Genomic DNA, 8,636 nt, shown 5'->3' on the forward strand with positions numbered 1-8,636 from the left:
CGGCCCGTATCGGTTCCTCAGACTGGACTTCATTCGCCTTGTCCTCGGCGCGAGGGCGAGGAACGCCCGACGATTGCGCGGGAGGATGGGACATGCAGTCGATTCCTTGGGATGGGAAAACGATAATCGAGCCCGGGATTTATCGCGGCATCCCGCTGACCGACTACCATCGGTTTGACCTCTGCTCGGAGGTCAGCGTGTCCTCGACGATGCTGCGCGGCATCATCGGGGAATCGCCGCGCCACGCCTGGGAAAAATCCAGGCTCAATCCGGATCACGTCGACGATGAAGAGCAGAGCGAGGCGATGGCGCTCGGCCGCTTCCTGCATGCCGCCGTCGCAGCCGAGCCGTTCGAAAGCGATTGCGTCTTCCGTCCCGCGACGATTGCCGGACACCCGTACAACGGGAACCGGAAGGAATGGCGGGAGTGGAAGGCCGAGCAGATTCGGAATCGCAAGACGATCATCACGCCGGAGATGGCGTCGCATGCGAAGGGCATGATTGTCGCCCTGGGCAGCTTCCCGCTGGTCCAGGCCGGGATGCTCGGTGGCGCCCCCGAACGTTCGCTGATCTGGAAGGACGATCGCGGATTCTGGAAGAAGGCGCGGCCCGACGAGATTCCCAACGCCAGCGGCGACTATGCCGAGATCAAGACGACGCACCCGCCAGTGCTATACCGCAACCTGCAGCGGACGATGGCCGATCGCGGCTACTACCAGCAGGCGGCCATGGTGATCGAAGGCGCCCGCGCGCTCGGCCTTCCGGTGCAATCGTTCACGGTGCTGTTTGTCGAGAACCGGCCGCCCTATTGCGTGCGCGCCTGCACCTTGAAGGACGAGGACATCGCGCGCGGCGATCAGCTCAATCAGCTCGCCTACAGCATGTTCTGGCAGTGCTACCAGGGCGGCGTGTGGCCGGGACCGGGCGACGATCGTGCCGACGCTGAATACATCGACGCGCCCGACTGGTGGCGCAAATCGGTCGATGACCGGGTCAAATTCTTCCTGCGTGAGGCTGCCTGATGAGCGATCAATCCTTTCCCGGCGACCGTCCCATGGAATCCGACCGTCCGCATCCGGAGCGCGTGACGCGCCGCGACCTGGCGGAAGGCAACGCCGAAAAGGTCGTCAACGAGCGCACTGAACAGGTTCTGTTGTTCAAGGGCGGTGGCGGCGTCAACGTTGCCAACCTGCGCGACATGATCGACGAGGCCAAGCTTTTGTCGACCGCTGGCCCGATGATCCCGCCGTGGCTGCAGGGCAATGTCGGCGGCATGTTCGGCGTCTGCATGAAGGCGCACGAGCTGGGCATCTCGGCGCTGACGCTGGCGGGCTGGACCTACATCGTCGAGAACAAGGGCGAGAAGCGGGTCGCCTACGAATCCCAGTTCTTCCATGCCATTGTCGAGCAGCGCGCGCCGATCACCACGCGGCTGAACGTTGAGTACGAGGGCGAAGGCGATGATCGGCGCTGCCGGGTCTACGCGACCTTCAAGGGCGAGAGAGAGCCGCGCTATTTCCCGCCGCGCAGCGCCGACCCTGGCCAGTTCACGCTGGGCAAGTTGCGGCCGGCGCGCAACGAATACGGCAAGGTCAAGGGGTCGCCGCTCTGGGACCTGAAACCGGACCTGCAGCTGTTCTACAACATGTCGCGCGACTGGGCGCGCATGTATTGCCCCGACATCATCGGCGGCATGTACGGCCGCGATGAGATGGAAGACGCCGGATTCGTCGTCGCCAGCGAGACCGCGAAGGATATCTCGCCGCGCCTCGCCGAACGGCTGCGCGGCAATGCGCCTGCGATCGGTCAGGCCGCAGTCGCCACGCTCGACGCCTACGCTAATGAGCATGCTGCGAAATCACAGAAGAAGGTGCCATCCGACGCAGTGTCGGATGAGGCCTGAAAGACGGGGAGGAAAGTGAAATGCCGGACTATACGCGCGAATTCCTGCTGGAAGGCACTGCCGAAATGCGGTTTCTCCACAATTGCCTCGCCCTCGATTGGATCGCGGCGGCGCGGATGCCATCGCTGACGGGCCATCCGCAGACGGAGCGACCCGCGGAATTCACCGCCGTCGAGATCAACTGCCTGATCATGGCCGAACGGGCATTCCGCCGCTATCGCATCGCGCGCCCCTGGAGCAACCAGATCCTCGACGCGATGGGTATCTGCGCCAAGTATTACGGCGTCACGCGGACTGTCCTGCTCAGTGAGCGTTCCGACGTCGTCGAGATTCGCCAGAAGGTGATGGTGTTCGTTCGCGTCGTCACCGGCAAGAACTTTCACGAGATCGGCGAGAAGTTCGAGCGCAGCCATTCGGTCGTGATCCATGCCTGCAAGAAGTACGAGCATGCCATCCGGACGGCACTGACGCCGGTCGAGTAGCCGATGAGAAAACTGATGCGCGAGACGATCAAGCTTATTCGGGACTACGGCGGCTCCGACGTTCTTGTAACGCAGGGCACCCGTCACACGCGCATCCATTTTACCAGCCGAGACGGTCGGCGCCTGACGCTGCTGATTCCGCAAGGCCATGCCACGAACTGGCGCTTTGTCGCGGGAATCCGCTCGCAGCTTCGCCGCCGCATTGAATCGAGCGCTGCAGGAACCGGCGCCGCTGATGCCTGCAGCTCGATCCGAAAGCCCGCTGCTGCCTTTAAGCCCCCAGCCCCCAGGGCGGAGGATCACCTAACCCGCAACAGGAGCAGACCACCATGAACCTCGCCAACGAAGTTTCAACGCTGCAGACCGAGATCGAATCCTTGCGTTCGGAAAACGAGACCCTGAAGCACAACAAGGCAATTCTCGATTTCGAGAACGAGGGCCTGCGCCGCCAGCTCGCCAGGGCGAATGCCGACCGCGACGCCATGATGCGCAGGGGTGAAGCGATCAAGAGCCTGCTCGATCAGACCGGCGCCGCCTTGATGCACGGTCTGCAGAAGTTTCACGACACCGAGCGCGAGCTTGACGAGCGCCGCTCGGTCGACGGCTCCGAAGTCCAGTTCCTGCCGCGCAACGGCGGCAACGGTCAAGCCGCATCAACCGAGCATTGAGATGAAGAACGAGCGACCCAGCGACATCGAAATTGCGCAGGCGATCTGTTGCGGCGAGGTCTGCCGCACCGACACGATGCACTGTCATGCCGGTGATCACTTCAGTGAGGCCTATCGCGTGCGCAAGTTGCTGGCTCGCTTCACCCTCGATCCGGTCCAGCTCCCGCCGCGCGGCGAGGATCGGAGCGAACGAACCGCGCCCCGGCGGAGGCGCCAGACCAAGAAAGGATGACGCCATGTCTTGCGCTCAAGAAGAACAGGATCGGATCGCGGTGAAATTCTCGCAGATCCTCGCCGACGCCGTCGCCGACTGCGCCTTTGTGCCGACCTCGCTCTGCGGCACGTGCCGGACGGTGACGGCCATCAGCGCCTTGCTCACGGGCGCCGCCAAGATTCACCACGACGCCGGAATCGAAGACGATTTCTGCGATCTCGTGCAGCGGGTCCACGCCGCCTTTATCAAAGCAGAACGCGCCAACTTGGATGCTTGACCATGGCTGACCGCAGCTACCTGGAACGTTTGTCGAAAGAGCTGGCCGAGGCGGGCAAGCTGATCGAGGCCGGGTGGATCGGCTACCGGATCGCGGTCGTGCCGCCCGACGCGCCGCTGGTCCAGCTCGAGGAATGCAAGCTCGCGTTCTTCGCTGGCGCCCAGCACCTGTTCAGCAGCCTGATGACGGTTTTCGATCCGGGAGGCGAGGAGCCGACCGAGCCCGACATGCGCAAGATCGACCTGATCGATAAGGAGCTGCGCAGGTTCGCCGAGCAGTGGGAGCTGCAGTTTTCCAAAGCAAAGGGATCGGCATGACCTATCGCGTCATCAATCTCTCGACGGGTGAGATCGAGGCCGAACTGAGCGACTTCGGCATCGCCAAACGGCTTGCCGACAAGATCGCGAACGACGTCGGGCATCGCGAGGTGATCGGCGTGGTCGAGCTGGTGACGCGATACGAAACGCCGCTGGCGGATCAAGAGCATGGAGGATCGCAATGAAGATTCCGAAAGGCGCGGACGTCCAGTTGAAGACCAATGACGGCAACATCGAGCTGCATATCACGGCGGCGATCACCACGCGGTCGCAGGCCGCAGAGCTGATCGGTTGCATCCGGCAGGTATCGGGCGCGCTGGAGGCTGAGAAGCGCGGGCCGCGCAAGCCGAAGGTCGCGGCGGTGGCGTGATGGGCGAGCGCCGGGTCTTGCCGCAGCGTCGCCGCGCCGAAACATTCGAGATCGAATGGGGCGGCGTCGGTCGCCGCTTTGCGGTGACGCTCGGGTTCTATGACGACGGCGCCCTTGGCGAGGTCTTCATAACCGGTGGCAAATCCGGCGAGGCCGTCGAGGCCATCGCACGCGATGCGGCAGTGGTGCTCTCGCTGGCGCTGCAGTACGGCGCCGAGATCCACAACGTGGCGACCGCGATTACCCGCGACGGCGCCGAGACGCCATCCTCGATCCTGGGCGCCGTCGTCGACCAATTGCTGCCGGAGAAAGATCCGGGACAGGAGCCCGCGTCATGACGACGCCTTATGAGAACGCGACCAGCGGCGTCGCCGCTCGCGACGACATCATCAAGGTGTTGCGCCGGGTCGGCTGCGACAGCATCGGCTTCATGGATGATTTCGAAAAGCACGAGCTGTTGCTGGCGTTTCGTCATCGCGGTCGTCAGATGCAGTTGCGCGCCAGCGCCAGCGGCTGGGCCGCGCTGTATCTGAAAGAGCATCCGTACAGCTACCGGATTCGGGGTCGCACCGAGCGCGAGCACCGCGAGCGCGCGCTGGCGCAGGGACAGATCGCGATCAATTCGATCCTGCGCGACTGGGTCAAGGGCCAGATCATGGCGATCGAGACCGGCATCCTGTCGTTCGATGCCGTCTTTCTCCCGTTCATGCTGACCCATGACGGTCGCACCGTATCAGACCGCGTCAACCAGCTCGGATTGTTGGAGGCGCCTGCATGACGCTCGTCTGCCAGGAATGCGGGAAGAGCAAGCCGGCGAGCGGATTCTATCAGCAGCCTCGTCGGCTTCGCCCGATGCCGATCTGCAAGGATTGCCACAAGGGCCGCGTATCGGCTCGCCGCATCAAGCGCAGAGCGGAGCTGAGCGAGAAAGTGAGGATTGAGATGACCGAGAAGGAAGAGATCGACACCGTTGTCACCCCGACCGGGCGGCGCCTGGCGACGATCAAGGAGGCGTGCCGCTACGGCAGGTTCTCGCACACCAAGTGCTATGAGCTGATCAACGCCAAGCGGATCAGAGCCTACAAGTTCGACACCCGAACCCTGGTCGACCTGGATTCCATCGACGCGATGTTCGCCTCGCTGCCGGAGATGTAGGCCCGATGATTCATGTGAGCTGGATCGATCGCGGCTGCGAGCCGGCGCATCCGTCGAATCCCGCCTATCCCGATGGCATCGACCTCGACCTGACGCGCGGCGCCAAGCCGTTCTGCCAGACTGGCCTGCCATACCCCGCAGAGCGCTGCGGCTACTTCACCATTGCCTGCGACGTCTGCGGCTTCACCACCATGGTGACGACGGCAGGCCGGCCGGAGGACCCGAAAAGCATCAAGCTCCCTTGCCAGATCGAGCCGGTGAAATGGCGCTGACCGCATTCAAGGTGATGTCCGGCGCCGCCGCGATCTGGTCGCTGCTGATGATTGCAGCGAGCCAGCGCGACGCGGCGCCACCGGCTGCAGCGACGACCAGCGTTGCGGACGATGAGCCGCAGCGGTCGACGGCAAAGGCCGACCGGCTGCCGCTGTTCGTGCCGGCGGTCGCGCCATTGGGCGACATGGCCGAGCCGGCAATACCGAGGACCGAGCGGCGCCGCGCGCACAGGCGCCGCGACGTCTGCGAACACGGCCGCCGGTACTACGGGGTTGGCCACCGTCGATCCTGGCGCTGCAGGAGGGGCTGAATGGAGACGCGGCTGAATCAGGCGATCTGGTCGTTGCCGACCCCTGATCGCATCAAGCGCCTGCCGGTCTCGGCGACCGGCTACTACGTGCCTTGGTTCGTCGCCTGGATCGATCGCGAGCCGGATTTCCGGGTGATCGGTCCCGGCAAGCTCGCGCAGGCTGTCAACCGCAAGCTCTGCTGGATTTGTGGCCAGCCGCTCGGCGTCTACAAGGCGTTCCCGATCGGCCCGATGTGCGCGATCAATCGCAACATCTCGGAGCCGCCGTCGCATTGGGAATGCGCCGAGTATGCCGTGCAGGCCTGTCCGTTCCTCGCGAACCCGCGCATGCGGCGCAACGAAAAGGACCTGCCGTCCGACCATCGCGAGCCTGCGGGCACGATGATCAGAAGGAATCCGGGCGCAATCGGCATCTGGGTGACGAAGCAATACAGCGCCGTGCGCTGCGGCGATGGCGTTCTCTTTCGCCTCGGCGATCCGGAGCGCGTCGTCTGGTACCGCGAGGGCCGCAAGGCGACCCGCGCCGAGGTCGAGGAATCCATCGAGTCCGGGCTGCCCGAGCTGCTCAAGCGTGGCGAGATCAGCGCCGACGAACTGACGGGCTTGCGCCGCAAGGCCGAGCCGTACCTGCCGGCATAGGGGAGTAACCATGGGGCACAACGGAATCCAGCTGATGCCTGACGTCCTGGTGGTCACGAACTACGGCGACCAGACGTTCGATTCCGACCGAGGCAGTTGGAATATCACGCGCGCGCTGCGCGACTGCCTCGCCGGAAAGTTCGAAAGCTTTCAGTTCGACATCGAGGTCGTCGTCGCGGCGAACCAGAACATCGAGATCGACGAGAACAGGATCGTCGCGCTGGTCGCCGAGCCCGTCAAGCTGGCGGCGATGCCGCCGCTGATCTTCGTCCTTGAGGACGGCATGACCTGGCTGATCGACGGGCAGCACCGCGTCCGCGCGCTGCAGCGGCTCGGCCATAAGCGGTGCGTCGGCTTCGTGATCGACGACGCCGCGCCCTATCGGATCTCCTTCAACGGCGAGCGGGTGGCGCCATGGATGCGGAGCTGAGCGGCGAATTCTCGGTGTGCCAGTTCTTCGAGGACGGCAGCTATGAGTATGTTCGCCGCTTTGTGGGCGCGGAGGAAGCGGTTCGCGCTGCGCGGCACTATACGAGCAACGTCGCGGCCAAGACCGGCATCGTCAGGCGGGTCATCATCGTCGACGGCGGCGACTTCACCAATTTCGAATGGCGGTACGGCCAAGGGGTCACCTATCCGGTGGAAGCGCGAGGACGACAATGATCGATCCCGGTCCCGCCGTCGGTTGCCTCTATTGCGAGCCGCTGCTCTCCGAGCTGGCCGAGCTTCGCGCGCGTTGCGAAAGCCTTGAGCGCCTGGTCCGCGTCGATTCCGCGCTGGCGCGCCAGCTCGCGCGCTCGATTGCCGAGAACGTCAAGCTGCGTGCCCGCCTGATCGAATTGGGAGTAAGGGACCTATGAGCGACGACAACGTCAAATCGCTGCCGGTCAAGTTCAAGAATCCTCCGGATGAAGACGGTCCGATGCTGAAGGTCGTTGACCTTTCATGGCCCGATTACAGCGGCTCGCGGCTTCGGACTCAATCCGCTACGTCTAGCGGCGGCTCGGCAGGCGAACACAAGCTTTCGGTCAAGAGGCGGCGCGCGCGAGTGTCGCTGATGTTGGCGGCAAAGGATGCCGCCGTCGATAGCGTCGAACGGCGCGTCAAGCCCAGGCGGCTGACTATCGCCCGTTCGCCGGGCGTTGTGAGCGTGCTTGATCGTTCCGACGGAGAACGTCGGCAGGGCAGCGCGTTAGTGGGAGCGGACAAGTCGAGGTCGTCGGTCATGATGTATCGCAGCGAGGTGCTGCGCGTCGCTGCGTTTGCGCTCGCGGCACAGGCCCAATCTCGACCATGCGGCCTCCGCAGATGGGGCACAAGTCGAGGCGGTGACCAAGGAGGATGGCGCAGCGCTCACGATAGTTGACAGCTTCGGCAGGCGGAGGTGGCAGCGGCGCCTCAAGCGCCGCTCGGATGCGCGCGAGTTTGGCGGCGCGGCAGGCGTTCGCCAGGAAACCAAAATGACGGATGCGGCGGAACCCCTTCGGCAATATGTGGAGCAGAAAGCGACGAAGGAACTCCGCAGTGTCGAGCGTCATCACTTTGGATTTGTTGCCGGCGCGATAATCCTTCCACCGGAAGCGGACGTGGCCCTGGTCACAGGTAAGGAGCCGGCTGTTGGCGATCGCAACGCGATGGGTGTAGCGCCCGAGATAGGCCAGAACCTGTTCTGGTCCGCCGAAGGGACGCTTGGCGTAGACGACCCACTCGACCTTGCGGAGGGCGTTTAGATGGCGGGCGAATGCCGCGGGCTCGACGAGGTGCGCGAGATGGCCGAAGAACTGGAGCTTGGTGCCATCGAACGCCGCCTGCAGGCGCTCCAGGAATAGCCGACGATACAATCGTGACAGGACGCGAACGGGAAGGAAGAAGCCGGGGCGACAATGAACCCAGCTTCCATCAGGAGCGATCCCGCCGCCTGGCACGAGGCAATGGGCATGCGGATGATGCGTCAGGGTCTGGCCCCAGGTGTGGAGAATGGCGATCATCCCGGTCTCGGCACCGAGATGCTTCGGGTCGGCGCTGATT

20 protein-coding genes are annotated in these 8,636 nt (G+C 64.1%); 19 read left to right on the top strand and 1 reads right to left on the bottom strand.

What is annotated here, in order from left to right:
* The first annotated feature begins 92 nt into the window (after positions 1-92).
* Genes CWO89_RS36785 through CWO89_RS36875 form a run of 19 tightly spaced genes read left to right on the top strand, consistent with a single transcriptional unit; the run spans position 93 to position 7,468 of the window.
* Positions 93-1,022: a PD-(D/E)XK nuclease-like domain-containing protein gene (locus CWO89_RS36785; protein ID WP_130583275.1), complete on the top strand. Its 930-nt coding sequence runs from the start codon at positions 93-95 to the stop codon at positions 1,020-1,022.
* Complete coding sequence (locus tag CWO89_RS36790; protein ID WP_130583276.1) at positions 1,022-1,903, top strand: recombinase RecT; 882 nt, start codon at positions 1,022-1,024, stop codon at positions 1,901-1,903. Before CWO89_RS36785 ends, CWO89_RS36790 begins: the two co-directional genes overlap by 1 nt.
* A gap of 20 nt (positions 1,904-1,923) precedes the next feature.
* Complete coding sequence (locus CWO89_RS36795; RefSeq protein WP_130583277.1) at positions 1,924-2,385, top strand: helix-turn-helix domain-containing protein; 462 nt, start codon at positions 1,924-1,926, stop codon at positions 2,383-2,385.
* A gap of 15 nt (positions 2,386-2,400) precedes the next feature.
* Positions 2,401-2,718, top strand: coding sequence for a hypothetical protein (locus CWO89_RS36800; RefSeq protein WP_130583278.1), 318 nt, complete (start codon positions 2,401-2,403; stop codon positions 2,716-2,718).
* Positions 2,715-3,053 (top strand): hypothetical protein, encoded by a 339-nt coding sequence (locus CWO89_RS36805; RefSeq protein WP_130583279.1) that lies wholly within the window; start codon positions 2,715-2,717, stop codon positions 3,051-3,053. The genes CWO89_RS36800 and CWO89_RS36805 overlap by 4 nt, the downstream gene beginning before the upstream one ends.
* A 1-nt stretch (position 3,054) precedes the next feature.
* Positions 3,055-3,285, top strand: coding sequence for a hypothetical protein (locus tag CWO89_RS36810; protein ID WP_130583280.1), 231 nt, complete (start codon positions 3,055-3,057; stop codon positions 3,283-3,285).
* A 40-nt stretch (positions 3,286-3,325) separates the two neighbouring features.
* Positions 3,326-3,544, top strand: a complete 219-nt coding sequence (locus tag CWO89_RS36815; RefSeq protein ID WP_130583281.1) for a hypothetical protein — start codon at positions 3,326-3,328, stop codon at positions 3,542-3,544.
* A 2-nt stretch (positions 3,545-3,546) separates the two neighbouring features.
* The gene (locus CWO89_RS36820) at positions 3,547-3,861 is read left to right on the top strand and encodes a hypothetical protein (protein WP_130583282.1); all 315 of its coding nucleotides are present in this window, start codon (positions 3,547-3,549) and stop codon (positions 3,859-3,861) included.
* Positions 3,858-4,046: a hypothetical protein gene (locus CWO89_RS36825; RefSeq protein ID WP_028167589.1), complete on the top strand. Its 189-nt coding sequence runs from the start codon at positions 3,858-3,860 to the stop codon at positions 4,044-4,046. Before CWO89_RS36820 ends, CWO89_RS36825 begins: the two co-directional genes overlap by 4 nt.
* The gene (locus CWO89_RS36830) at positions 4,043-4,231 is read left to right on the top strand and encodes a hypothetical protein (protein WP_028167590.1); all 189 of its coding nucleotides are present in this window, start codon (positions 4,043-4,045) and stop codon (positions 4,229-4,231) included. The genes CWO89_RS36825 and CWO89_RS36830 overlap by 4 nt, the downstream gene beginning before the upstream one ends.
* On the top strand, positions 4,231-4,569 hold the full coding sequence (locus CWO89_RS36835; RefSeq protein ID WP_130583283.1) for a TSCPD domain-containing protein: 339 nt from the start codon (positions 4,231-4,233) through the stop codon (positions 4,567-4,569). Before CWO89_RS36830 ends, CWO89_RS36835 begins: the two co-directional genes overlap by 1 nt.
* Entirely contained in the window at positions 4,566-5,009 is a 444-nt protein-coding gene (locus tag CWO89_RS36840) for a hypothetical protein (protein ID WP_028167592.1), read from the top strand. Before CWO89_RS36835 ends, CWO89_RS36840 begins: the two co-directional genes overlap by 4 nt.
* Positions 5,006-5,386 carry a helix-turn-helix domain-containing protein gene (locus CWO89_RS48405; RefSeq protein ID WP_245476747.1) on the top strand — a complete coding sequence of 127 codons (381 nt, stop codon included), beginning with the start codon at positions 5,006-5,008 and terminating at the stop codon, positions 5,384-5,386. The genes CWO89_RS36840 and CWO89_RS48405 overlap by 4 nt, the downstream gene beginning before the upstream one ends.
* A gap of 5 nt (positions 5,387-5,391) precedes the next feature.
* Entirely contained in the window at positions 5,392-5,658 is a 267-nt protein-coding gene (locus tag CWO89_RS36850) for a hypothetical protein (RefSeq protein ID WP_130583284.1), read from the top strand.
* The gene (locus tag CWO89_RS36855; protein WP_130583285.1) at positions 5,649-5,969 is read left to right on the top strand and encodes a hypothetical protein; all 321 of its coding nucleotides are present in this window, start codon (positions 5,649-5,651) and stop codon (positions 5,967-5,969) included. Before CWO89_RS36850 ends, CWO89_RS36855 begins: the two co-directional genes overlap by 10 nt.
* Complete coding sequence (locus CWO89_RS36860) at positions 5,970-6,608, top strand: hypothetical protein (RefSeq protein ID WP_245476748.1); 639 nt, start codon at positions 5,970-5,972, stop codon at positions 6,606-6,608. It begins immediately after the preceding gene.
* 34 nt (positions 6,609-6,642) lie between these two features.
* Complete coding sequence (locus tag CWO89_RS36865; protein WP_165421480.1) at positions 6,643-7,038, top strand: ParB N-terminal domain-containing protein; 396 nt, start codon at positions 6,643-6,645, stop codon at positions 7,036-7,038.
* A complete protein-coding gene (locus CWO89_RS36870; protein WP_130583287.1) occupies positions 7,023-7,271 on the top strand; it encodes a hypothetical protein in 249 nt (82 codons plus the stop codon). Before CWO89_RS36865 ends, CWO89_RS36870 begins: the two co-directional genes overlap by 16 nt.
* Positions 7,268-7,468 carry a hypothetical protein gene (locus tag CWO89_RS36875; RefSeq protein WP_130583288.1) on the top strand — a complete coding sequence of 67 codons (201 nt, stop codon included), beginning with the start codon at positions 7,268-7,270 and terminating at the stop codon, positions 7,466-7,468. The genes CWO89_RS36870 and CWO89_RS36875 overlap by 4 nt, the downstream gene beginning before the upstream one ends.
* 363 nt (positions 7,469-7,831) lie before the next feature.
* Here CWO89_RS36875 and CWO89_RS36880 read toward each other — a convergent pair.
* A partial coding sequence (locus CWO89_RS36880; protein ID WP_130583289.1) for an IS91 family transposase occupies positions 7,832-8,636 on the bottom strand: 805 nt, incomplete at its 5' end.

This window comes from Bradyrhizobium sp. Leo170, assembly GCF_004296405.1.
Taxonomy (GTDB): domain Bacteria; phylum Pseudomonadota; class Alphaproteobacteria; order Rhizobiales; family Xanthobacteraceae; genus Bradyrhizobium.

Coding starts and splice junctions, on each gene's coding strand:
- CWO89_RS36785 (WP_130583275.1), top strand. CDS start 93: ATGCAGTCGATTCCTTGGGATGGGAAAACGATAATCGAGCCCGGGATT.
- CWO89_RS36790 (WP_130583276.1), top strand. CDS start 1,022: ATGAGCGATCAATCCTTTCCCGGCGACCGTCCCATGGAATCCGACCGT.
- CWO89_RS36795 (WP_130583277.1), top strand. CDS start 1,924: ATGCCGGACTATACGCGCGAATTCCTGCTGGAAGGCACTGCCGAAATG.
- CWO89_RS36800 (WP_130583278.1), top strand. CDS start 2,401: ATGCGCGAGACGATCAAGCTTATTCGGGACTACGGCGGCTCCGACGTT.
- CWO89_RS36805 (WP_130583279.1), top strand. CDS start 2,715: ATGAACCTCGCCAACGAAGTTTCAACGCTGCAGACCGAGATCGAATCC.
- CWO89_RS36810 (WP_130583280.1), top strand. CDS start 3,055: ATGAAGAACGAGCGACCCAGCGACATCGAAATTGCGCAGGCGATCTGT.
- CWO89_RS36820 (WP_130583282.1), top strand. CDS start 3,547: ATGGCTGACCGCAGCTACCTGGAACGTTTGTCGAAAGAGCTGGCCGAG.
- CWO89_RS36825 (WP_028167589.1), top strand. CDS start 3,858: ATGACCTATCGCGTCATCAATCTCTCGACGGGTGAGATCGAGGCCGAA.
- CWO89_RS36830 (WP_028167590.1), top strand. CDS start 4,043: ATGAAGATTCCGAAAGGCGCGGACGTCCAGTTGAAGACCAATGACGGC.
- CWO89_RS36835 (WP_130583283.1), top strand. CDS start 4,231: ATGGGCGAGCGCCGGGTCTTGCCGCAGCGTCGCCGCGCCGAAACATTC.
- CWO89_RS36840 (WP_028167592.1), top strand. CDS start 4,566: ATGACGACGCCTTATGAGAACGCGACCAGCGGCGTCGCCGCTCGCGAC.
- CWO89_RS48405 (WP_245476747.1), top strand. CDS start 5,006: ATGACGCTCGTCTGCCAGGAATGCGGGAAGAGCAAGCCGGCGAGCGGA.
- CWO89_RS36850 (WP_130583284.1), top strand. CDS start 5,392: ATGATTCATGTGAGCTGGATCGATCGCGGCTGCGAGCCGGCGCATCCG.
- CWO89_RS36855 (WP_130583285.1), top strand. CDS start 5,649: ATGGCGCTGACCGCATTCAAGGTGATGTCCGGCGCCGCCGCGATCTGG.
- CWO89_RS36860 (WP_245476748.1), top strand. CDS start 5,970: ATGGAGACGCGGCTGAATCAGGCGATCTGGTCGTTGCCGACCCCTGAT.
- CWO89_RS36865 (WP_165421480.1), top strand. CDS start 6,643: ATGCCTGACGTCCTGGTGGTCACGAACTACGGCGACCAGACGTTCGAT.
- CWO89_RS36870 (WP_130583287.1), top strand. CDS start 7,023: ATGGATGCGGAGCTGAGCGGCGAATTCTCGGTGTGCCAGTTCTTCGAG.
- CWO89_RS36875 (WP_130583288.1), top strand. CDS start 7,268: ATGATCGATCCCGGTCCCGCCGTCGGTTGCCTCTATTGCGAGCCGCTG.